Source organism: Saccharomonospora glauca K62, assembly GCF_000243395.2.
GTDB lineage: Bacteria > Actinomycetota > Actinomycetes > Mycobacteriales > Pseudonocardiaceae > Saccharomonospora > Saccharomonospora glauca.
In genome coordinates this window covers 877,074-898,044 of record NZ_CM001484.1, presented here as the reverse complement: position 1 = coordinate 898,044, position 20,971 = coordinate 877,074, and the positions used below count along the sequence as shown (strand labels likewise).

General features: G+C 69.3%; 21 protein-coding genes and 1 pseudogene. 9 read left to right on the top strand and 13 right to left on the bottom strand.

Translation table 11 applies throughout. From position 1 onward, the window contains the following. Window positions 1-46 precede the first annotated feature (46 nt). From SACGLDRAFT_RS04330 to SACGLDRAFT_RS04320, 3 genes and pseudogenes are all read right to left on the bottom strand, one after another. Window positions 47-554 (bottom strand): annotated as a pseudogene (locus tag SACGLDRAFT_RS04330) (DinB family protein). A gap of 109 nt (window positions 555-663) precedes the next feature. After that, entirely contained in the window at window positions 664-1,959 is a 1,296-nt protein-coding gene (locus SACGLDRAFT_RS04325; RefSeq protein WP_005462099.1) for an NAD(P)/FAD-dependent oxidoreductase, read from the bottom strand. 24 nt (window positions 1,960-1,983) lie between these two features. Then, complete coding sequence (locus tag SACGLDRAFT_RS04320; protein ID WP_005462097.1) at window positions 1,984-2,220, bottom strand: DUF6480 family protein; 237 nt, start codon at window positions 2,218-2,220, stop codon at window positions 1,984-1,986. Between the two features lie 123 nt (window positions 2,221-2,343). Here SACGLDRAFT_RS04320 and SACGLDRAFT_RS22465 point away from each other — a divergent pair, with 123 nt between their 5' ends. Further along, window positions 2,344-2,517 (top strand): hypothetical protein, encoded by a 174-nt coding sequence (locus SACGLDRAFT_RS22465; RefSeq protein WP_005462095.1) that lies wholly within the window; start codon window positions 2,344-2,346, stop codon window positions 2,515-2,517. A 106-nt stretch (window positions 2,518-2,623) separates the two neighbouring features. On the opposite strand, the gene SACGLDRAFT_RS22460 is transcribed toward SACGLDRAFT_RS22465, so the two are convergent. Then, window positions 2,624-2,773, bottom strand: coding sequence for a hypothetical protein (locus SACGLDRAFT_RS22460; protein WP_005462093.1), 150 nt, complete (start codon window positions 2,771-2,773; stop codon window positions 2,624-2,626). 328 nt (window positions 2,774-3,101) lie between these two features. Between SACGLDRAFT_RS22460 and SACGLDRAFT_RS04315 the strand changes: the two genes are divergently transcribed. The 6 genes from SACGLDRAFT_RS04315 to SACGLDRAFT_RS04290 all read left to right on the top strand — a co-directional run bounded on the left by SACGLDRAFT_RS04315 (window position 3,102) and on the right by SACGLDRAFT_RS04290 (window position 11,956). Beyond that, entirely contained in the window at window positions 3,102-4,508 is a 1,407-nt protein-coding gene (locus SACGLDRAFT_RS04315; protein ID WP_005462085.1) for an FAD-binding protein, read from the top strand. Between the two features lie 47 nt (window positions 4,509-4,555). After that, entirely contained in the window at window positions 4,556-5,902 is a 1,347-nt protein-coding gene (locus SACGLDRAFT_RS04310; protein WP_005462083.1) for an SAM-dependent methyltransferase, read from the top strand. A gap of 89 nt (window positions 5,903-5,991) precedes the next feature. Then, window positions 5,992-8,073, top strand: coding sequence for a neutral/alkaline ceramidase (locus tag SACGLDRAFT_RS04305; RefSeq protein WP_005462078.1), 2,082 nt, complete (start codon window positions 5,992-5,994; stop codon window positions 8,071-8,073). 126 nt (window positions 8,074-8,199) lie between these two features. Next, window positions 8,200-9,810, top strand: a complete 1,611-nt coding sequence (locus SACGLDRAFT_RS04300) for a prenyltransferase/squalene oxidase repeat-containing protein (RefSeq protein ID WP_005462076.1) — start codon at window positions 8,200-8,202, stop codon at window positions 9,808-9,810. Beyond that, on the top strand, window positions 9,807-11,063 hold the full coding sequence (locus SACGLDRAFT_RS04295; RefSeq protein WP_005462075.1) for a cytochrome P450: 1,257 nt from the start codon (window positions 9,807-9,809) through the stop codon (window positions 11,061-11,063). The genes SACGLDRAFT_RS04300 and SACGLDRAFT_RS04295 overlap by 4 nt, the downstream gene beginning before the upstream one ends. After that, window positions 11,051-11,956 carry a UbiA family prenyltransferase gene (locus SACGLDRAFT_RS04290; protein WP_005462072.1) on the top strand — a complete coding sequence of 302 codons (906 nt, stop codon included), beginning with the start codon at window positions 11,051-11,053 and terminating at the stop codon, window positions 11,954-11,956. The genes SACGLDRAFT_RS04295 and SACGLDRAFT_RS04290 overlap by 13 nt, the downstream gene beginning before the upstream one ends. A gap of 11 nt (window positions 11,957-11,967) precedes the next feature. Here the strand turns inward: SACGLDRAFT_RS04290 and SACGLDRAFT_RS04285 are convergent, their stop codons facing one another. Then, the gene (locus SACGLDRAFT_RS04285) at window positions 11,968-12,780 is read right to left on the bottom strand and encodes an SAM-dependent methyltransferase (RefSeq protein WP_005462071.1); all 813 of its coding nucleotides are present in this window, start codon (window positions 12,778-12,780) and stop codon (window positions 11,968-11,970) included. Between the two features lie 298 nt (window positions 12,781-13,078). Here SACGLDRAFT_RS04285 and SACGLDRAFT_RS04280 point away from each other — a divergent pair, with 298 nt between their 5' ends. Next, window positions 13,079-13,921, top strand: a complete 843-nt coding sequence (locus SACGLDRAFT_RS04280) for a phosphoribosylaminoimidazolesuccinocarboxamide synthase (protein ID WP_005462066.1) — start codon at window positions 13,079-13,081, stop codon at window positions 13,919-13,921. Between the two features lie 27 nt (window positions 13,922-13,948). Here the strand turns inward: SACGLDRAFT_RS04280 and SACGLDRAFT_RS04275 are convergent, their stop codons facing one another. Further along, window positions 13,949-14,239, bottom strand: coding sequence for a DUF3040 domain-containing protein (locus tag SACGLDRAFT_RS04275; protein ID WP_005462064.1), 291 nt, complete (start codon window positions 14,237-14,239; stop codon window positions 13,949-13,951). 434 nt (window positions 14,240-14,673) lie between these two features. On the opposite strand from SACGLDRAFT_RS04275, the gene SACGLDRAFT_RS04270 reads away from it, so the two are divergent. Next, entirely contained in the window at window positions 14,674-15,801 is a 1,128-nt protein-coding gene (locus tag SACGLDRAFT_RS04270; protein WP_005462062.1) for an AI-2E family transporter, read from the top strand. Between the two features lie 9 nt (window positions 15,802-15,810). Here SACGLDRAFT_RS04270 and SACGLDRAFT_RS04265 read toward each other — a convergent pair whose 3' ends face one another. The 7 genes from SACGLDRAFT_RS04265 to SACGLDRAFT_RS04235 form a co-directional block, all read right to left on the bottom strand. Next, window positions 15,811-16,251: a hypothetical protein gene (locus SACGLDRAFT_RS04265; RefSeq protein ID WP_005462060.1), complete on the bottom strand. Its 441-nt coding sequence runs from the start codon at window positions 16,249-16,251 to the stop codon at window positions 15,811-15,813. A gap of 22 nt (window positions 16,252-16,273) precedes the next feature. Then, window positions 16,274-17,206 (bottom strand): universal stress protein, encoded by a 933-nt coding sequence (locus SACGLDRAFT_RS04260; protein ID WP_005462053.1) that lies wholly within the window; start codon window positions 17,204-17,206, stop codon window positions 16,274-16,276. Between the two features lie 8 nt (window positions 17,207-17,214). Further along, window positions 17,215-17,337: a hypothetical protein gene (locus SACGLDRAFT_RS22900; protein WP_269728527.1), complete on the bottom strand. Its 123-nt coding sequence runs from the start codon at window positions 17,335-17,337 to the stop codon at window positions 17,215-17,217. A gap of 71 nt (window positions 17,338-17,408) precedes the next feature. Next, window positions 17,409-17,780: a hypothetical protein gene (locus SACGLDRAFT_RS04250; RefSeq protein WP_005462045.1), complete on the bottom strand. Its 372-nt coding sequence runs from the start codon at window positions 17,778-17,780 to the stop codon at window positions 17,409-17,411. Window positions 17,781-17,877: 97 nt separating this feature from the next. Further along, entirely contained in the window at window positions 17,878-18,687 is an 810-nt protein-coding gene (locus SACGLDRAFT_RS04245) for a carbohydrate ABC transporter permease (protein ID WP_005462043.1), read from the bottom strand. Beyond that, window positions 18,684-19,613, bottom strand: coding sequence for a carbohydrate ABC transporter permease (locus tag SACGLDRAFT_RS04240; protein WP_005462041.1), 930 nt, complete (start codon window positions 19,611-19,613; stop codon window positions 18,684-18,686). The genes SACGLDRAFT_RS04245 and SACGLDRAFT_RS04240 overlap by 4 nt, the downstream gene beginning before the upstream one ends. Beyond that, on the bottom strand, window positions 19,610-20,971 hold the full coding sequence (locus SACGLDRAFT_RS04235) for an ABC transporter substrate-binding protein (protein WP_005462039.1): 1,362 nt from the start codon (window positions 20,969-20,971) through the stop codon (window positions 19,610-19,612). Before SACGLDRAFT_RS04235 ends, SACGLDRAFT_RS04240 begins: the two co-directional genes overlap by 4 nt.

Below are 20,971 nucleotides of genomic sequence, written 5' to 3'. Positions count from 1 at the left end.
CGTGCGACGCGAACACACGTACACAGGCTGCGGACACGGCGGTTCGTCATACCCCGACGGTGCCGTCGACTCCCTCCCTCAGGAAGTCGGCGTGCCCGTTGTGTCGCGCGTACTCGTGGATGAGGTGCGACATCACGGGTCATAGCGACACCTGTTTACCCGATCGCGGGTCGTACCCCGTGACGTCGAGCGAGGCCGCCTCGCGCTCGATGCGCCGGGAGCGCTCGACCTCCGCCTCCCATGCCTCGAACGCCTCCGCCCGCGTCGCCGTGCTCGCGTCGTATACCACCTGGTAATCGTCGTCGGCCGACCACACCAGCGGAACGTCCTCGGCGTTGATCACCCGGCGGAACCACGCCCGTTCCACCTCGGCCATGTGCCGGACGAGCCCGAGCAGCGACAGCGTTGACGGCGGCATCGAGCGGCGGCGCAGTGTTCGTCGGACAGGCCCTCGCACTTCCACGCCGGCGTGGCGCGGTGATAGTCGAGGAACGCGCGTAAGGTCTCCCGTTCGCCTCCCCGCAACCGGGGGGCGCGGGACGTTGGATCGGCATGTCGATCCGTTGAACAGGCCGTTCGCGGAGTCCGACACGACCACGCGTACACGAGCTGCGACCACGCGTGCACAACCTGCGGACACGCGTACACAGGCTGCGGACACGGTTACTTGGTCTCGGCGGCTTGGCGGAAGGCGCCACGCGGTTCCTCGCGGGAGCCGAAGTTGACGACGTCGTGGCCGAAGGGCATGCCCACGGCCCAGTCGCCGAGCACCCGCACCGTGCGGTTCCACGTCGGGATCTGGGTGGCGTAGTAGGCCCTGCGCAGAGTCCACGCCAGGACGCCGTCCACCTTGTGGCCGAGCACCTCGCCCACGGCCTTGTTCTTGCCGAGCGTGACGAACTCGCCCCGGCTGTTGTACCGGAACGGCTTCCCGGCGCGCCCGCGCAACGTCAACAGCAGGTTCTCGCCGAGCTGCTGCGCCTGCCGCACCGCGTGTTGCGCGGTGGGCGGACAGGTCCCGCCCTTCTCCGGGTCGGGTACCGCCGCGCAGTCGCCAGCCGACCAGATGTTGGCGTGGCCGTCGACCCGCATGGTGTCGTCGACGACGAGCCTGCCGCGCTCGTCGACCGGCAGCCCCAACTCGCCGAGGATCGGCTGGGGTCGTGTCCCGGCGACCCACACGAGCGTGTCGGCCGGCAGTTTCGTCCCGTCGGACAACTGCATCACGCGGTTCTCGGCCGACTCCAGCAGCGTTCCGGTGCGGATGTCGATGCCTCGGGCGGTGAGTTCTGTCGTGGCGAGTTCCGCGAGGTCGGCGCTGACCGTGCCGAGGATGCGGTCCATCGCCTCGACGAGCACCCACCGCATTTCCGACCGGTCGATCTCCGGGTACCCCTCCAGGACGTCGACGGCCATGTCCTGAAGCTCGGCGATGGCCTCCACCCCCGTGTAGCCACCGCCGACGAAGACGAAGGTCAACGCGGAGCGCCGGAGCTTCGGGTCGGGGGTCGCCGAGGCGATCTCCAGTTGCCTCAGCACGTGGTCGCGCAGGTGTGCCGCCTCGGCGAGGGAGTTGAACCCGATACCGTGTTCGGCCAGCCCCGGCACGGGCAGGAGCTTGGACGTCGCACCCACTGCCAGGACGAGTTCGTCGTAGTCCAGCTCCAGCTCCGGCCCCGCCATGGGCCGTACCGTGGCGGTCGCGCGGACAGTATCCAGGCCGGTCAACGCACCGGAGACGAACCGCGCCTTCCTCAGCACCGCCCGCAGCGGCACCACCGCGTGTCTCGGTTCGAGGGTTCCGGAGGCCACCTCGGGCAGCAGCGGCCGGTACACCATGTAGTTCTCGGGGTTGACGACCGTCACCTCGGCCTCACCGGGCCGTAGTCCCCGTTGCAGCCGCAGCGCGGTGTAGAGGCCGACGTAGCCGCCCCCGACGATCAGAATGCGTTTCGGCACCCGAACCTCCCGTTCGACCGTGGGTCAGTCGCCCGTCAGGTAGACGATCAGGTAGGTGAGGAAGAACCCCGCGATGAGCGCGACGACCACGATGACGGTGACGAGCCACGCGATGGACATCTTGCGGCTCGGTCGTGGTTCCCGGTGGGACAGTCCGGACGTCTGTCCCGAGTCCGGTGGCGTGTCGCCGGGGCTCACGCCGCCTCCCGGTTCGAGGCCGGGGGTGGTCCGCGGATCGGGGTCGGGGTTCGGTGAGGTCATGTCTTCCCCTCCCTCCTTGCGGATCGGCTGCGGACCGTTCCCGGATACCCGAGCGGGCGAGGGTCAACCCGGCGTTTCACGCGGGTGGACACCGGGTAGGCGGGACCACGAAGGGAGGCGCACATGCACCGGGAGAGCGACACGCACGGCCCTCGTGAGGACGAGGAGCTGAAGGCCGAGATGCAGGGCATGTTGAAGGCCAACCGCCCGAACCGTGCCGAGGAGTGGCGCGATCCGGAACCGCCCGCCGACGACGACCCCGCGACTCCGCCCTTCGGCGAGGAACCCGAGTCCTGACCTCGACGTCGGGGAGCGCCGTCGACGCGGTTGAGCCCCGCCCCGAAGACGTACCGCCCACCACGGGCCGCCACCACGGCGGATCGGCACCGTGGTGGGCCGTTTCCTAGTCGAGACCCCTGACGATGGTGGGTTCCAGGTCGTCGTCATCGTCGAACGCGGCGGCGTCGACGCGCCCACTCACGGTGGAGGCTCCGGAGGTGGCGTCGCCGGGGTCGGCGTCGTTCCGGGTGGGGTCGATGTCGATGTCGCGCATCGCTCGCTCCTCTCGCGCACGCTGAACGATCTTGCGGATATACCCGGTGGGGAGGCGGAAAACACGTTCGCCTCGCGTTCCCGATCCGTTGGAAATCGGCCCGTCCCATCCGGCTCCGCAGCCTGCATCCGTGTGATTGCCGGGCACGTCGCGCGCGCCGCCCTCGTCCGCATAGTCCTATGTGGATTCACAACCGTCCGTGTTTCACGGCTTGCGGCGGAATCGACGGACGGGATTCGGCCACCCGGAAGGACCAACCGGTAACAGCACGGAGTGAATGCCGCCCACTCGTCTGGCAATGACCACCTCCACGGGTGACCATGGGTGCATGGTGCTGGACAACCGGTCGGCGTCGTATCCGGAACCGGGCACGTCCCGGTCTCTCTCCGTCGTTCCCGGACACCCGGAACGCGTGGAGGCACTGCGAGCCCAATTCGCCGAGCAGCCTCCCGACCTCCCGGTGCGACTGGCCAAGCGGACCTCGAACCTCTTCCGTTCCCGATCGCGCCGTGACACGCCGGGGTTGGACGTCTCGGAGCTGACGCACGTCCTCCACGTCGACCCCGTGGCGCGTACGGCCGACGTGGAAGGCATGGTCACCTACGAACAGCTGGTCGACGCGACCCTGCCCTACGGACTGATGCCGATGGTGGTGCCGCAACTGAAGACCATCACCATCGGGGGAGCCATCACGGGTCTCGGCATCGAGTCGTCGTCGTTCCGCAACGGCATGCCCCACGAGTCGGTGCTGGAACTGGAGATCCTCACGGGGTCCGGCGAGGTGGTGGTCGCTCGACCGGACAACGAACACGCCGAGCTGTTCTTCGGGTTCCCCAATTCGTACGGCACTCTCGGCTACGCGCTGCGGGCCCGTATCGAGCTGGAACCGGTACGGCCCTACGTACGGCTGCGGCACCTACGGCACACCGATCCCCGCTCCTACTTCGCCGAGCTGGCCAGGGTCTGCGCGGAAGGCACGGCGGACTTCGTCGACGGCACGGTGTTCGGTCCGGACGAGCTGTACCTGACGCTGGGCACGTTCACCGACGAGGCCCCCAAGCTCAGCGACTACACGTGGCTGGACATCTACTACCGGTCCATCCGGGAACGCGACATCGACTACCTGCACACGCGGGACTACCTCTGGCGGTGGGACACCGACTGGTTCTGGTGCTCCCGCGCGCTGGGCGTGCAACACCGTCCGGTGCGGCTGCTGCTGGGGCCGCAGCGATTGCGGTCGGACGTGTACTGGAAGGTCGTGGCGTTCGACCGCCGGTACGACCTGTCCAATCGCGTGAACCGGTTGCTGGGCAGACCACGCCGGGAGCCCGTGGTGCAGGACGTCGAGATACCCGTCGACGCCGCGCCGGAGTTCCTCGACTTCCTGCACCGCGACATCCGCATCAGTCCCGTGTGGATCTGCCCGGTGCGACAGCGGCATCCCGACCGGCAGTGGCCGCTCTACGAACTCGACCCACACACGTTGTACGTCAACTTCGGTTTCTGGGGCACGGTGCCGGTGCGGAAGGACGCGCCCCGCGGCGAGCACAACCGGGCGGTCGAGGCGAAGGTGACCGAGCTCGGGGGCCGGAAGTCGCTGTACTCGGAGGCGTTCTACGACGAACGGACGTTCTGGCGGCTGTACAACGGAACGGCCTACGCGCGGCTCAAACACCGCTACGATCCCCGAGGTCGCCTGCTGGATCTCTACGCCAAGTGCGTCAAATCCGAATAGCGCCGAACGACACCGCCCCGACGACGGGGGAAAGGAGTGTGAGTCGGATGGGCAACGCGGCACCCAGCACCACGTGGCATCAGTTGTCCCCGCCACCGCGTGGCGAGGGACGGAGGACCACGCGAGCGCCGAGGAGTTCGGACTCGACGGTGTGTTCACCGATCGCCCGCCTGCTGCCCCCCGACTCTCCCGTGGCCGTCACCGCGTACGACGGAAGCAGCGCGGGTGATCCCTCCGCACCTCTTCGCATCGAGGTGCGCTCGCCCCTGGCGCTGTCCTACCTGCTCTCGGCGCCGGGCGAGCTCGGTCTGGCGCGCGCGTACGTGACCGGCGAACTCGGCGTCACGGGAGACCTGTACGAGGTGCTGCGCGCGGCGAGGAGCGTGGTGGAGGGGCTCCGGCCGACCCAGGTGTGGGGACTCGTGCGCGACCTCGGTCCCCGCTATCTGCGCCGGGTGCCCGTGCCCCCGGAGGAGGCACCGAGCCGGGTCGGGAGGGTGCTGCGCGGACTGCGGCACTCGAAGCGGCGCGACAGCATGTCGATCACCCGGCACTACGACGTGTCGAACCGGTTCTACGAACTCGTGTTGGGTCCGTCGATGGCCTACACCTGCGCGTGTTACCCCTCCGACGAGGCCAGCCTGGAGCAGGCGCAGTTCCACAAGTTCGACCTCGTGTGCCGCAAGCTCGGCCTCCGGCCGGGCATGCGCCTGCTCGACGTCGGCTGCGGTTGGGGCGGCATGGTGGCGCACGCGGCCGAGCACTACGGGGTGCGGGCCGTGGGGGTGACGTTGTCCCGCGAGCAGGCGACGTGGGCACAGCGGGAACTGCGGCGACGCGGGCTCTCGGACCGCGCCGAGGTGCGGCACGGCGACTACCGCGACGTCACCGAGACCGGGTTCGACGCCGTGTCCTCCATCGGCCTCACCGAACACGTGGGCGCTCGTAATCTGCCCGGATACTTCCGGTTCCTGGCCGCCCGGCTCCGTGAGGGCGGGCGGCTGCTCAACCACTGCATCACCCGCCCCGACACCCGGACGCGGCATCGCACGGGCCCGTTCATCGACCGCTACGTCTTTCCCGACGGCGAGTTGGAGGGCGTGGGCACCATCGTGTCGGCCATGCAGGACAACGGCTTCGAGGTGCGACACGAGGAGAACCTCCGCGAGCACTACGCGAGGACCCTCGCGGCCTGGTGCGCGAACCTCGACGCGAACTGGGAGGAGGCCGTGCGGGAGGCCGGCATCCGACGGGCGCGTGTGTGGGCGCTCTACATGGCGGCGTCCCGGCTGGCGTTCGAGCGCCGTCACATCGAGTTGCACCAGGTGCTGGGTGTGAAGACGTCGGCGTCGGGGGTGTCGTCCATGCCGTTGCGCCCGGACTGGGGAGTGTGAACCTCCCCCGTTTCGCCTCTTGTGCCGCCTGCCACCGCTCGTCACAATCGTGAATCTCATTCACATCTACGACGAAGTAGGTAGGCGCGATGCGGAAACGGGTTCGACGGCGGACCACCGCCACCGTCGCGGCGGCACTCGCCATGGTCACGCTCGCCGGGACGACACCGGGACACGCCCAGCAGGCGACCACCCCACCCGCCGTCTCCCACGGCGTCGCGTCCGGAACGAGCTACCTCGTCGGGCGGGGGATCGCCGACGTGACCGGCGAGATCGCCGAGGTCGGCATGATGGGTTACGGACGCCTGGACCAACAGGCCGAAGGACTCCACACCCGACTGCGCGCGCGATCCTTCGTCATCGTCGACGCGGCCACCGACGAACGGGTGCTGCTGGTCGTGCTCGACTCACCAATGATCTTCTCCAGCGTGCACCGGGAGGTACTCGCCAGGCTCGCCGACGAGTACGGCGACCTCTACACCGAGCAGAACGTGCTCCTCACCGCCACCCACACCCACTCGGGACCCGGCGGGTACTCGCACCACCTGCTCTACAACCTCACCACGCTGGGCTACCACGCCAAGACCTTCGAGGCGATCACCGACGGCATCGTCGAGTCGGTGCGCCGGGCGCATGAGGACCTCGCCCCGTCGGAGCTACGGCTCACCCACTCCCAACTGACCAACGCGAGCGCCAACCGGTCGAAGGAGGCGTTCGACCGCAACCCCGACGCCGAACGCGCGTTCTTCCCCGACGCCATCGACCCCCAGACCACCCTGGTGCGGATCGAGCGCGGGGACGACGTGGTGGGCGCGATCAACTGGTTCCCGACACACAACACGAGCATGTCGGGCGACAACCGGCTCATCAGCGCCGACAACAAGGGCTACGCCGCCTACCACTGGGAACGCGAGGTGAAGGGGGTGGACTACCTCTCCGACGACACCCCCGACTTCGTGGCCGCGTTCGCGCAGACCAACGCGGGTGACATGACCCCGAACCTCGATCTCACCCCGCCGTCCACCCCGGAGGACCGGCATCGCACGCACGAGATCGGACTACGGCAGTACCGGGCCGCCTCGGGCCAACTCGACGATCCGGGCACCCACCTGCACGGCGGCCTCGACGCCGCCACGGTCTACGTCGACCTCTCCGACGTCACCGTGCGCCCGGAGTTCACCGCCGACGGCCGGGAACACCGCACCTGCGACCCGGCCGTCGGAGCCGCCATGGCGGCGGGCAGCACCGAGGACGGTCCGGCGTTCCCGTTGTTCGCCGAGGGCGACAACCCGGTGCTCGACGCGGTGTCGGACAAGATTCTCTACGAGGTCTCGCCCGAACTGAGGCAGTGCCAGGCCCCCAAGGGGGTGGCGGTGCCGATCGGCGCGATGAACGACCTGTACCCGTGGGTGGCGGAGACGGTGCCGGTGCAGCTCGTTCGCATCGGTTCGCTGTACCTGGTGGCCATCCCCGGCGAGGTGACGATCACGGCGGGCCTGCGATTGCGCCGGACCGTGGCCGAGGTGGTGGGGGCGGACGTACGCGACGTGCTCGTCGCGGGGTACAGCAACGGCTACATCCACTACGTCACCACCCCCGAGGAGTACGACGCCCAGCACTACGAGGGCGGCTCGACGCTGTTCGGCCGCTGGGAACTCGACGCCTTCCGGCAGACCGCCCACGACCTGGCCACCGCGCTGCGCGACGGGGAGACCCCGCCCGTGGGCACCGCGCCTCCGGACCTGTCGGACCGACAGCTCACGCTGCAACCCGGCGTCGTCCTCGACACTCCCCCGCTGGGCAAGCAGTTCGGTGACGTGCTGACCCAACCGAGGTCGGTCTATCTTCCCGGCGAGCGGGCCACGGCCGTCTTCGCGGGCGCGCATCCCGGCAACGATCTGCACCGAGGGGCCACGTACCTGGAGGTGCAACGGCTCGTCGAGGGCCAATGGCGGCGAGTCGCCGACGACGGGGACTGGTCGACCACGTTGCGCTGGAAACGCCGCGGAGTGTCCGCTTCGGAGGTGACCGTGTCCTGGGACGTGCCCTCGGACACCCCGGAGGGCACCTACCGCATCCGCTATTACGGAGACGCCAAGAGCCTGTCCGGAACGGTACGGGAGTTCACCGGCACGAGCGCGGAGTTCCGGGTCGTGACGTCCGACGGGTGAGCACGGGCGGCTGCTCCGTTCGTACCAAGATCATTTCGCGGAGCGGGGAACGGTGCTACGTTCGGTGGCCGATCGGCTACTAGATCTTGAAGCGACCGACCCGACGTGGCTGCCGAGGAGTGCCGCATGACACCGCGTGTGTCCTGGCTGGACCGTACGGCCGAGACAGTACGAGCCCTGCTCACCGACATGGCCTCCGACCCGAACGGTCAGTACGAACCGTGCGTCTACGAGACCGGACGACTCGTCACCCTGGCTCCCTCGCTGCCACACCACCGGGAGCGAGTGGACTTCCTGCTGCGCACGCAACGGGAAGACGGCCACTGGGGCGGTCCGGGTGAGTACGACGTCGTCACCACCCTGAGCGCCACGGAGGCACTGCTCACCGAACGGGGACGGCCGGGCGCCGACCCGGAGGTGGGCCGGGCAGCCGACCGCGGTGTGGAGGCCCTGTCCCGTCGGCTGGCCCTGGCGGGCGCGTTGCCGGACACCGTCGCCGTGGAACTCGTCGTCCCTGCGCTGCTGTCCGAGATCAACGCGCACCTCACGCGGCTCGGGCGGACCCCACTGCCCGAGCCCCCCGGCACGCGACCCGACCTGCTCGACGCGATCCGTGACGCGTTGGCGCAGGGCCACGACCTGCCCGAGAAACTGTGGCACTCCCTGGAACTGTTCGGACCGGCCGCGCGCGGCGCCGCCTCCGTACGGCCCGTCGACGGTCGCCTCGTGGGCTGCTCCCCCGCGGCCACGGCGGCCTGGCTGGGCGACGACGTACTGCGGGAAGGGCAGCACCCCGGCGTGGCGTATCTGTTGTCGGTGCAGCACGACAACGGCGGCGTCCCCGTCGCCGCGCCCCTGACGCTGTTCGAACGCTCGTGGATTCTGTCCACACTGCTCGAAACCGGAGTGCCTCTCACGGCTCCACGGTCGGTGACGGACGAACTCCTCCGAAGCCTGCACGACGCGTTCGGCGACGACGGCGCGGCCGGGGGCGCGGGACTGCCCGTCGACGTCGACGACACGGCGGTCGGCCTGCACGCCCTGGCCCTGCTCGGCAGCCCCCGCTCGCCGGACTGCCTGCGGCAGTTCTACCGGGAGGACCACTTCTTCTGCTTCCCCGAGGAACGCACTCCGTCCACCAGCGCCAACGCCCACGTCGCGCAGGCACTGGGCACCCTGCTCGCCCTTCCACCCGACACCTCTCCCCTCGACGACTCCCGACGACAGTGGTGCTCCGACAGCCTCGTCACCGTGGTGGGATGGCTCGTCGAAAACCAGCTCCCGGACGGAAGCTGGACGGACAAGTGGCACGCGTCCCCCTACTACGCCACCCTCTGTTGCACGGTCGCGCTCGCTCGTCACGGTGGCGCGGCCGCTCGAGCCGCCCTGGGACGTGCCGTGAGCTGGGTCCTCGCCACCGAACGCGAGGGCGGCGTCTGGGGCCGGTGGTTCGGCACCCGCGAGGAGACCGCGTACGCGGTGCGGACACTCCTCGTCGCGGGCGCAGAGGACGACGAGGCCGTCGCGCGAGCCGCCGCGCGCGGGGCGCGGTACCTGCTCGACCACTGGGAGGACGCCAGTCCTCACCCGCCGCTGTGGCACGACAAGGACGTCTACACGCCCACCCGCATCATCCGCACGGAGATGCTGGCGGCCCTCTACGCGGCACACACCGACCCCCGCACCGCGCCGATGTTGACCGAGGACGACCTGACGGTATCGACGAGAACGGTATGAATCGCACCGAATTGCGGATGGCGCTGCGGACACTGCCGTTTCTGGACGCCCACCGGACCGATCCGGCACGACACGTGCGGCTGGCGGACGATCCGCCGAAGCTGCTCGTCTGGGAGCCCGAGACCATCGGCACGCTGTTCGGCGCGGACTCCGAACTCGACCATCCGGGCAGCCGCAGCCTCAAACCGCTGTTCGGCGACCACTCGCTGCTGTGGGTGGACGGCCCCCGGCACACCGCCTACCGGAAACTGCTCGGACCGCCGCTGCGCGGACGCCGGCTGACGGCCTACACACCGCTGATCTCCGAGACCGTGCACCGGGCGGTGGACTCGCTGCGGGTGGGACGGACCGTGGCGCTGGCCGACTGGACCCGGCACGTCGCCCTGCGGGTCATCGCCCGGCTCGTGCTCGGGGACGTGGACGATCGCACCGGCACGATCCTCGACGACTTCACCACCTGGATCGACGACGCGCTCGGCTCCCGGCCCCGCACGTTGGCGCATCGTTTCCTGCGAGGCGGACTGCCCCGTTCCGGACCGGACCTGGACGCCCGGCTCGTGGCGTGGGCCCGCGAGGGACGCGGCCACGAACCACCGACGCTGGGTTCGCTTTTGTTGAACGCCGAGGGCCCGCTGTCCGGACTCGGTGACGACTCGGCCGAGCTGCGGGATCAACTCGTGTCGCTGCTCTTCGCCGGGCACGAGACCACGGCATCGGCGGCGGCGTGGACCCTGTACTGGCTGGCCCGTGACGAGTCGTTGCGCCGGGACGTGCTCGCCGAGCTCGACTCCACCACCGACGACGCGCCCCCGGCCTCGGCGGTACCGTTGCTCAACTCCGTGATCTCCGAGGCACTACGGTTGGCTCCCCCGGTGACGGTCGCCGAGAACCGGCGCCTGCGCGAGCCCACCGAGCTCCTCGGCCGAACGCTGCCCGCGGGAACCACCCTGACGACGAGCATCTACCTCGCCCACCGGCAGGACGACGTGTTCCCCCACCCGCTGCGGTTCGACCCCACGCGGTTCCTCGGCCGCAAGTTCTCGCCGTCGCACTACCTGCCGTTCGGAGGCGGCAGCAGGCGGTGCCTCGGAAGCCAGCTCGCGCTGCTGGAACTCCGCGTGATCACCGCGACGGTGTTGCGGCGCCGCGAGTGGCGCCTCGTGAACCCCTCCGCCGGGAAACTGCAGTTGCGGGGGCACGCGATGGCGCCGTCGTCCCGGCTGCGCGTGAAGGTCACGGCATGCCACGACTGACGGCACGAGAGCTCGCGGCCGTTCACCGGCTGGAGTTCCCGTTCTGGCTCAATACGCTGTGCCAGGCATTGTGGGGCGTGTGTTTCGCCGCGGCGGCGCCCGCGGACGTGTTGACCTGGCCCGCGCTGGCCGCCGTCGCCGCCGCGATCTTGCTCATGGAGGCGGGCCTGGTGCTCAACACCGCCGCCGACCTCGACAGCGACTCCCGCCACGCCGAACGCTCGCGGCTCGCCTCCGCCGCGCACCGGCTCGGCAGGCGGGGCGCGCTGCGGCTCGCCGCGGGCGAAGCCTCAATGGGACTGCTCCTCGCGCTCGCGGTATCCCTCCATACCGGGCATCTCGGCGTGGTGCTGGCTGCCGCGGGAACGGGCGTCGCCCACGTGCTCTACAACGTCGAACCGGTACGCCTGAAGTCGCGAGGGCTCGCGGGCGCCGTGGTGTTCGCCTGCGGCGCCGTCATGTTGCCGTGTCTGCTCACGCACTCCGCACTGCGTGCCGACGTGCCGACACCGACCGCTCTGGTCTTCACCGGGCTGACCGTGCTGGCCGTGGGGCGCGTGGTGTGGTGGTCGGTTCCCGACCGCGACGCCGACGCCGCGGCGGGGCAGCGAACGACGAGTGTGCGCCGTGGTGCCGTGGGCGCGTTGCACGTGGCCCGTCTGCTGCTGTCGCTCGGTCTCGCGGTCCTCGTGTGGGGACTGTGGTGGTCGGCCGGGGCGCTCGCGGCGGCCGTGGGCGCGGCGGGGCACGCGGTGTTCACCGCCTCGACCGTCACGCTGAGCCGCCGGGTCGCGGCGGGTGCCTCGGTGAGTTCCCATCGGCTCCGCGTCACCGCCATGCCGATGGTGCTGGTGGCGGACCTGGCGATCGTGGGTATCGCTCTGGTGAGGTGAAGCCCCCGGGCTCAGCCCTTCCGCCCCACCCCCGCGTACATGCGCACCTCGGCCGGGTTGCGCACCGTCTCCGTGTTCGGTTCGGGACGCCACAACGGCGCGGGCACCACACCCGGTTCGACGAGTTCGAGCCCGGTGAAGAACTCCGCCACTCGCTCCCTGGAACGGAGGTTCACTCTGGGGAACCGCCCGAACTTCAGGCTCTCGAAGATCTGGAAGCCTTCGAGCACCTGGTCGTCCTCACCGAAGTGGGACATGGCCAGGTAACTCCCCGACGGCATGGCCTCCACCCAGGACGCCACGAACCCCTCCGGGTTCTCGGAGTCGGGTATGTGCAACAGCAATTCGGTCATCAGCACCGCGAACGGCTCGGTGGGGTCGAGCACCGCGCGCACGTCGGGGTGGTCGAGCACACCGGCGACGTCACGGCAGTCCGCCACCACGAACCGCGCATTCGCCGAACCTTCGAGCAGTGCCGCGGCATCGGACGCGATCGAGCCGTCGATGTCCACGTACGCCACCCTGGACTCGGGGTTCACCTCTCGCGCCGTGTGGTGCACGTAGCCCTGGTCGGGCAGCCCCGAACCGAGATCGAGGAACTGGGTGATCCCCCGCTCCGCGAGAAAGCGCACCTGGCGCCGGACGAGCGCACGCTGTTCGCGGACCAGGTAAGGGATGTGCGGACCGCACAACTCGATACGCCGTGCCATCTCGCCGTCGTCGGGCCTGTGACGATCGCCGCCCAACCACAAGTGCCTGATACGAGCAATGTTGGGGACGACCTCACCGGCCGCCCCGTCCGGGTCCAGCGCTCCCTGGGGCATTGCCACGTCCGAGCACGCCTCCTCAAGATCCATCGGCACCACGCGCGCCGAGGTTTCAGTCCCCCGAACCGACAGCCAAATCCTACTGGTTGGAAACTCTTCACGTATTCAACCGAACGCTCTGTGTCACGATCACGGAAAACCCACACTTTCCTGAAACAGAGCGGAAAATTCCGAAACGAGTCCACAGTGGCGCGTCAGACTGCGGCACACCGCGTCAGTCCACAATGGCAGGACGTGATCTGCCGCACAGTTCGGGGGCCACGTCCCCGAGGAGCCCGAACCGGGGCCAACTACGATGACGCGGGTGAAGCACCTGCATGCGGGCAAGGTCCGCGATCTGTACGAGGACCGAGGTGAGTTGTTGCTCGTCGCCTCCGACCGCGTGTCGGTGTACGACGTGCCGCTGCCCACTCCCATCCCCGACAAGGGCAAGCTGCTGACACAACTGTCGGTGTGGTGGTTCGAGCGGTTCCGCGACCTCGTGCCCAACCACCTCATCTCGGCAACCGACGTCCCCGCCGAGTTCGCGGGTCGGGCCGTGCGCTGCCGCCCGCTCGACATGATCAAGGTCGAGTGCGTGGCCAGGGGCTATCTCACCGGCTCGGGACTGGCGGAGTACCGACGCTCCTCCAGCGTGTGCGGGGTGCCGCTGCCTCCCGGTCTCGTGGAGGGCAGCAAACTTCCCGAGCCGATCTTCACTCCCACCACCAAGGCCGACTCCGGCCACGACCTGCCGATCACGTTCGACGACGTCGTCGCGCAGGAGGGTCGCGAGACCGCCGAACAGCTGCGTGAGTTGACGTTGCGCATCTACCGCGAAGGCGCCCGCTACGCCGCCGAACGCGGCATCATCGTGGCCGACACCAAACTGGAGTTCGGTTGGGACGCCGACGGCCGACTCACGCTCGCCGACGAGGTCCTGACCTCCGACTCCTCCCGCTTCTGGCCCGCCGACGAGTGGGAACCCGGCAGGCCGCAGTACTCCTTCGACAAGCAGTACGTGCGCGACTGGGCCACCTCCACCGGCTGGGACAAGACCCCGCCGGGACCGGCACTTCCGCCCGAGGTGGTGGAGGCCACACGGCGACGCTACATCGAGGTGTACGAGCGGCTCACCGGTCGAACCTGGAACGCCTGATCCCCGCCCGCCCCGCACCGGGCCGCGTCAGTCCAACCGTCGGTGCCGGGGCGCGGTGTCGTTCCACCGGGTGACGTGCAGGCACGCCGCCGCCGCGAGGCACACCGCCCCGAAGAAGATCAATCCGAAGTTGAGCGTCACCGCGCCCAACAGGATGAGGCCGAGTGCCAGGGCGTCGATCGTGTACCGCAGGGCGCGGGAGCGCGCCCACCCACCGGGGCCGCCGACCTGTCCGAGAGCCCTGGCAAGGTGCGGGTCGTCGCGCTCGAACCACTCCTGGATCCGTTCCAGCTCCCGCCGTTCGTGGTGGCTCAACATGACGTACTCCCGAGAAAAGACGCTCAGTCCCCGTTGGCTTTCGAGCCGGCCGCGTGCGGGAGCCGCCCGCTCCCGTCATAGCCGAGTAGGTCGGGTGCCGCGACAGCGGTGAGCATGGTGGTCGCCACCCCGCCCACGACGTGCCGCATCCTTTCCGCACGCTCCACCGCCGTCGACGTCGTGACGGCCGCATACGGCGCCGGCCCGCCCGCATGTCCACCCAACGGCCGGGACGTCCACCCTTCGTAACGGCCGCGCGTCCTCCACGCTCGCCGAAACGCGCTCGTCACCGGGCCCATACCGCGGGGCTACCCCGTTCCGGCGATGACAAACAGTCACCTCACCCGGCGTCGTGCACTCGCTCCCATCCGGGTTTTGATCTCTTCGACAGCGGTTACCCGGCCCGAAGTTCGTGGGGTGTCGCTGGAGGTGTCATGTCCGAGACCGCCGTGAGGTTCACCTCGGGCACTCTCCGTCGCGCAGCCGTCATCGCCGCCCAGTTCCTCGTGCTGTTCGCAGCGCTGTGGGCCCTGCGAAACATCACCAAGCACCTCAGTTACGTCCTCATCCCGCTGTTCACGGCGTTACTGCTGACGGCGATGCTGGAACCCGTCGTCGGGTGGCTCACCAAACGCCGCTGGCCCCGCTCCCTCGCCGTGCTCACCGCGCTCGTCCTGGGGTTCGTCGTCGTGGGCGGGATCGTCGCCTTCGTGGTGTTCTCGATCATCGACTCCTACGACGAACTCCGTTTGAGAGTGCTGGAGAGCATCGAACGCGTCGAGTCCTGGTTGGCGCAGGGCCCCTTCCCCCGCAGCGGTGAACTACTGGGCCGGGTACAGGAGTGGCTCGGCGGCAACCAAGGCCAGGTGATCACCCAGGCGCTCACGGCGTTCAGCACCGTGGGGGCGTTCCTGGTCGGCCTCGTGATCGCCCTGGTGCTGTTCATCATGTTCCTCTACGCGGGTCCACGGCTGTGGGCGGCGACGCTGCTGCCGTGGCGGCCCAGCACCCGTGCCGTCGTGGACGACGCCGGGCGTCGGGCCTATCGCGGCGTGGTGCTGTACGTGCGGGTGACGGCACTTGTGGCGCTCATCGACGCGCTCGGCATCGGCATCGGCCTCGCGGTGGTGGGGGTACCGCTCGCCGTGCCACTCGCGGCACTGACGTTCATCGGCGGGTTCATCCCGTACATCGGCGCCGTGGTCTCGGGCTTCCTCTCGGTGGCCGTGACGCTCGTCAGCAACGGGCTCGTGGCCGCGCTCATCATCCTCGGCGTGGTGCTGGCGGTACAGCAGCTCGAAGGCCAGGTGCTGCACCCCCTCCTGCAGGGCAACTTCAGCAACCTGCACCCCGCCGTGGTGCTCGTGGCGCTGGTGATCGGGGGCGCGGAAGGCGGCATAGCGGGAGCGCTGTTCGCGGTTCCCGTGGTGGCCGCGGTCCGCGGCGTGGTCCTCGCCGTGGCCGAACACAACGCGGCGCGGGAACAGCGGGAACAGCGGGAGCGGGCCGGACCCGAGACCGAACCGGACACCGAACCCGAGCCCGGCGACACCGAACGTTGAAGGCCCCCGTCACGCCAGCCGGCGGGTCTCCTCCACGCGCCGGGCGAGGACCATCTCCACGGCGTTGAGCAGCAGGTAGACGGTGGACGCCACGAAGGAGCCGACGAGCCACGCCACCGTGGCGGGCAACCAGGCACCCACCGCGGCCGTCGCCCCCAGGGCCAACCCCACCGACAACACGGCGATGGAGCTTCCCAGCGCGATCACCTTGGTCTGTTCCTCCCCGCCGAGGGAACGACGGAACACGTTCGTGGCGACCGCCTCCACGACGAGGAAGCTGAGGACCGCGCCGAGAGCGAACAACATGATCTGCAACGGATTCGGCGACGAGTGCTGCGCCGACAACATGGCCAGCGCGCAGGTGATCATCACCGAGTAGCCGAACGCGCCCGAGTTGTTGCGAAGCGACGTCCGGATCTCCTTCGTGTACAGCCCCGGTGCGGCAGCCATGGTCCGCCCTCCTCACACCTGTTCAGTGCGCGTCGAGGAACTCGTCGTCCTCCGCCCTGCTGCGCAGCACCGCCACGGGACAGGGCGCGTGGTAGAGCACGGCGTGGCTCACCGAACCCAGCAGCGCTCTCGTCACCGGCCCCCGGCCGTGACTGCCGACCACGAGGAGGCGCGCGCCTTCCCCGCGTTCGAGCAGCGCGTGCGTGGGCCGGTCGGTGACGGCCTCCCACTCCACCGCCACGTCCGGATACCTGCGCGCGGCCCGCTCGAAGTCCTCTCGCGCCGCCTGCTGCACGGAGTCGTCGACGTGGTAGAGCCCGGCTTGCGCGGGAGGCGCGGTGGCGTAGATGTCCAGCGGCCACTCCGTCCACGAATGCACCGCCCGTACCCCGACACCGTGCCGCTCGGCGAAAGCCAGCGCGAACTCGACGGCTCGGACACTCGTCCCCGAACCGTCCACACCGACGATCACGGGAGCCTCCGGGGGCGCGGGCTCGCCCCGCACCACCACGAGGGGTGGCGAGAGGAACCTGGCGAAGTAGGCGACCGTGGACCCCAGCAGCATCCGCGACAACGCTCCCCGCCCCGACGCGCCCGCGACCACCATGACCGGTGCGATCTCGTCCGCGAGCCGCGTCACCGTGACCTCGGGAGCCCCCTCGGGGACGGCCGTCAGCACGGTCAGTCGGGGATACAGCGACCGGCAGTCGTCGGCGACCCGTCCCAGCTCCCGCCGAGCGGTCTCGACGATCTCCTCGTCCTCGACGTTCCCCGCGTCCGCTCCCCGAGGTGCCCGCGACGCGTCCCACTCCAGCGACCACACGATCACCAACGGGCGTTTCGCGGCCGCCGCTTCCCCCGCGGCCCACCACACGGCCCGCCGACCGCCGTCGGAGCCGTCGAAGCACGCCAGTATCGCGCCCCGTGCGTCAGAGGCCGACCACGCCGTCGTCATGTGACCTCCTACCGAGTAGCTCCGGTCCGGCCGCGCCGTCGCGTGTCGGTGTCGAACCCCGACGCGGCGACCGACAGCGCCGACCCGGCCTCGTCGTCACGGTAGTCGAGTACGAACGACGTGACGATCAACGGAACTCCCTCGACCGGCCCGGCGCGGCCGTACCCCGTGGAGGTGGCTCGCTCGCGAAGGCGACACCGAGTCACGTCGAGCCCCCTCCGACGAGCTCGACGTCGTCGACGACGAACGGCGTCCCCTGCATGCAGGTGGTGGCGACATCGGGCCGCACCGTCCCGCGTACCGTGACCTCCAGCCCCGACCGCACCTCGGGTCCCGTCTCCAGCAGTAGATACTCTCGCCCCTCGGCCGCCAGTACCAGGCAGTTCGGCTCCACCCCGCGCGTGACGGTGCCGCGCAAGGTCACCTCGGCCCCCGGCGTGGACCGGGTCTCCGGCCGCTCGGGAGTGGTCGCGGACGGCCGGCCGGGGGGCGGGGCGTCCGGGCCGCCGGAGTCGGAGCAGGCGGCAAGGCCCACGACCGAGAAGGCGAGTAACGCCACGACGACCACGCGCACGGCCGGCTCACCTCCCGTCGTTCGACACGGCGACGCCCACCGGATTCCCGGACCTCGGCGCGATCAACCCTGCCACGCCGAGGTCCGGACTCGGTGGCTACTTCACCGCGCCCATCGACAGCCCCCGCACCAGGTGCTTCTGCGCGATCCAGCCGACGATCATCACCGGGAGGGAGGCGAGCAACGCGGCGGCGGACAACTGCGCCCAGTACAGGCCCTCACTCGTGATGAAGCCCGCCAGGAAGACCGGCACCGTGCCCGCGCGGGCCGCCGTCAGGTTGATCGCGTAGAAGAACTCCGTCCACGCGAAGATCACGCAGATCAGTGCCGTGGCCGCGATACCGGGCGCCACCACGGGCAGTACCACGCGGCGCAGCAAGGTCGGCAACGACGCCCCGTCGATCCGCGCCGCCTCGATCATCTCCTTGGGCACCTCCAGCAGGAACGACCGCATCATCCACACCGCCAGCGGCAGGTTCATCGCGGTGTAGAGGATGACGAGTGCCCACACGTGGTCGAGCAGCCGCACGTTCTGCGAGATGACGTAGAGCGGGATGATCGCCGCGACGATCGGCAGCATCTTCGTGGACAGGAAGAACCCGAGCGCGTTCTCGGTGCGTTTGATCGGCGCGAGCGACAGCGCGTACGCGGCGGGGATGCCGAGCAGGAGCACGAACACCGTTGAGGTCACCGTCACGAACGCCGAGTTCGCCAGATACGGCAGGAAACCTCGCTCGACGACACCCGCGAACTGCTCCCAGGTCGGGGTGAACACCACCGAGGGCGGGTCGGTGTAGGCGTCGGCCTCCCGCTTGAACGCCGTTATCACCATCCACACCACGGGGAACACGAACAGCACCGCCACCAGCCACGTGAACGCGGTCAGCGACGCGCGGGACAACTTCATTTCACGCCTCCGCTCACGTCGAACGACCGGAACATCAGGCGCAGGGCGAACGTGGCGATCACCAGGGTCAGCACCACCACGATGACGCCCATCGCCGACGACTGGCCGATGTCGAAGCCCTCGAAGGCCCGTTGGTAGATGTAGAACGGCAGGTTGGTGCTCGCCGTACCGGGCCCGCCCTGGGTCATGAGGTAGATCGCGTCGAACGAGTTGACGATGTAGATCGCGCCGAGCAGCGCCGCCAGTTGCAGGTACCGGGCGAGCTGCGGCAACGTCACCGAGGCGAAGATGCGCCACCGCCCCGCGCCGTCCATCTGCGCCGCCTCCAGCACTTCCTTCGACTGCGCCTGCAAGCCCGCCAGGATCAGCAGCGTCATGAACGGCGTCCACTGCCACACGATCTGCGCCATCACCGACGCCAGCGGGAACTCCGACAGCCAGTCGACGTCCGTGCCGAACACGAAGTTCACCAACCCGTACGTCGGGTCGAACATCGTGGTCTTCCACAGCAGCGCGCCCGCCGCGGGAAGGATGAGAAACGGCGTGATGATCAGTGTCCGCACCACCGCCCTGCCCGGAAACGCCCGGTCGAGCAACAGCGCCAGGCCGAGCCCCAGCACCATCGACACGAACACGCACACCACCGTCAGCAGCAGCGTGTTGAGCATCGCGCCCCGGAACTGGCTGTCGGTCAACACGTCGACGTAGTTGTCGAACCCCACGAAGTGCTGCGAACCCGGTCGCACCAGGTTCCACGACTGGAACGAGTAGATCACGGTCAGCAGGAACGGCACCTGCGTCACCGCGATGGTGAACACGAGCGCGGGCAGCAGCGGCGCCCGCCGTTTCCATCCGCTCCCCCGACGCCGCGCGTTCCGGTGCGGCGGCGCCGAGGTGGTGGTCTTCTCGGACAGTGTCGTCGTCATCGGGTCTCCCGGTACGACTCGCCGACGGTCTCGGCATAGGACTGGGACTGCCGCAGCGCCTCGTCGACGGTCTGCTGTCCGGCGATAGCGGCGGAGATCTGCTGACTCACCCTGGTGCCCAGGTCCTGGAACTCGGGGATGCCGACGAACTGGATGCCGTCGTAGGGCACGGGGCGCGTCATGGTGTCGTCCTGATTGGCGTGACGGATGCCGTCGAGCGTCGCGTCGGCGTAGGCGCTCGCGGCCCGCCGGTACTCGGGAATCTCGTACGTCGACTGGCGGCAGCCCGGTGGCACGCGGTTCCACCCGAGTTCCTCACCGACCAGACGCACGTAGTCCTTGTCGGTCATCCAGCTCAGGAACTCCCACGCGAGGTCGGCGTTGTCGGTGCTCGCCGGAATCGCCAGCGCCCACGTGTAGAGCCACCCGCTCGCCTCCGTCTCGACGACCGGAGCGGCGACGTAGCCGGACTTGCCGACCACCTTGCTGCTGGCGGGGTCCTCGTTCGTGCCCGCCATGACCGTGGCGTCGTACCACATCGCCGCCTGTCCCTGCGCGTACCGCGTTCCGCACTCGGAGAACCCCGCGCTGGACGCCCCCACTTCCCCGTACTCGCGTACGAGGTCGACGTAGAACTTCGTCGCCTCACGGAACTCCGGGGACGTCAGTTGCGCGTTCCAGTCCTCGTCGAACCACCGCCCGCCGAACGTGTTCACCACCGTGGTGAGCGGTGCGAGACTCTCGCCCCAGCCGGGCTTGCCGCGCAGGCAGATCCCGGCGATGCCCGCCTCGTCGTCGTCCAGCACCGCGGCGAATTCGGCGATCTGCTGCCACGTCGGGTGCTCCGGCATCGTGAGTCCGGCTTTCGCGAAGAGGTCCTTGCGGTAGGCGAGAAACGACGACTCGCCGTAGAACGGCACCGCGTACATCGAGCCTTCGTACGACAGCGACTCACGGATGCTGGGAATGAAGTCGTCGGCGTCGTAGTCCGGGTTCGCCTCCAGGTACGGCCCGAGATCGGTCAACCATCCGTTGGCCGCCCACTGCGGCGTCTCGTAGTTGCTGATCATCACGACGTCGAACTCGCCGCCCTGCGTGGCGGTCGACGCCGTGATCTTCGCCCTCGCCTGGTTCTCGGGCAACGACACGAATTTCAGCTCGACACCGTGTTCCCGCTCGAAACGGTCGGAGAGCGTGATGGCGTCGTTCATCTGAGGATTGGCCACGATGGCGATGACGAGGGTTCGTTCGCCACCCGCGAGCGCACCCGCGCCCGCGCACCCCGTGAGGGTGAGCAATACGGCTAGCAGGAGCAGGGGCACGCGGCTCCGTCGACGTCCGCCCGGTGCTCGCAGCAT

Bases quoted from the DNA above. Each gene is read 5' to 3' on its own strand.
- SACGLDRAFT_RS04320 (WP_005462097.1), bottom strand. From the start codon at position 2,220: ATGACCTCACCGAACCCCGACCCCGATCCGCGGACCACCCCCGGCCTC.
- SACGLDRAFT_RS22465 (WP_005462095.1), top strand. From the start codon at position 2,344: ATGCACCGGGAGAGCGACACGCACGGCCCTCGTGAGGACGAGGAGCTG.
- SACGLDRAFT_RS22460 (WP_005462093.1), bottom strand. From the start codon at position 2,773: ATGCGCGACATCGACATCGACCCCACCCGGAACGACGCCGACCCCGGC.
- SACGLDRAFT_RS04315 (WP_005462085.1), top strand. From the start codon at position 3,102: ATGGTGCTGGACAACCGGTCGGCGTCGTATCCGGAACCGGGCACGTCC.
- SACGLDRAFT_RS04310 (WP_005462083.1), top strand. From the start codon at position 4,556: ATGGGCAACGCGGCACCCAGCACCACGTGGCATCAGTTGTCCCCGCCA.
- SACGLDRAFT_RS04305 (WP_005462078.1), top strand. From the start codon at position 5,992: ATGCGGAAACGGGTTCGACGGCGGACCACCGCCACCGTCGCGGCGGCA.
- SACGLDRAFT_RS04300 (WP_005462076.1), top strand. From the start codon at position 8,200: ATGACACCGCGTGTGTCCTGGCTGGACCGTACGGCCGAGACAGTACGA.
- SACGLDRAFT_RS04295 (WP_005462075.1), top strand. From the start codon at position 9,807: ATGAATCGCACCGAATTGCGGATGGCGCTGCGGACACTGCCGTTTCTG.
- SACGLDRAFT_RS04290 (WP_005462072.1), top strand. From the start codon at position 11,051: ATGCCACGACTGACGGCACGAGAGCTCGCGGCCGTTCACCGGCTGGAG.
- SACGLDRAFT_RS04285 (WP_005462071.1), bottom strand. From the start codon at position 12,780: ATGCCCCAGGGAGCGCTGGACCCGGACGGGGCGGCCGGTGAGGTCGTC.
- SACGLDRAFT_RS04280 (WP_005462066.1), top strand. From the start codon at position 13,079: ATGACGCGGGTGAAGCACCTGCATGCGGGCAAGGTCCGCGATCTGTAC.
- SACGLDRAFT_RS04275 (WP_005462064.1), bottom strand. From the start codon at position 14,239: ATGTTGAGCCACCACGAACGGCGGGAGCTGGAACGGATCCAGGAGTGG.
- SACGLDRAFT_RS04270 (WP_005462062.1), top strand. From the start codon at position 14,674: ATGTCCGAGACCGCCGTGAGGTTCACCTCGGGCACTCTCCGTCGCGCA.
- SACGLDRAFT_RS04265 (WP_005462060.1), bottom strand. From the start codon at position 16,251: ATGGCTGCCGCACCGGGGCTGTACACGAAGGAGATCCGGACGTCGCTT.
- SACGLDRAFT_RS04260 (WP_005462053.1), bottom strand. From the start codon at position 17,206: ATGACGACGGCGTGGTCGGCCTCTGACGCACGGGGCGCGATACTGGCG.
- SACGLDRAFT_RS04245 (WP_005462043.1), bottom strand. From the start codon at position 18,687: ATGAAGTTGTCCCGCGCGTCGCTGACCGCGTTCACGTGGCTGGTGGCG.
- SACGLDRAFT_RS04240 (WP_005462041.1), bottom strand. From the start codon at position 19,613: ATGACGACGACACTGTCCGAGAAGACCACCACCTCGGCGCCGCCGCAC.
- SACGLDRAFT_RS04235 (WP_005462039.1), bottom strand. From the start codon at position 20,971: ATGCTGCGAGCACCGGGCGGACGTCGACGGAGCCGCGTGCCCCTGCTC.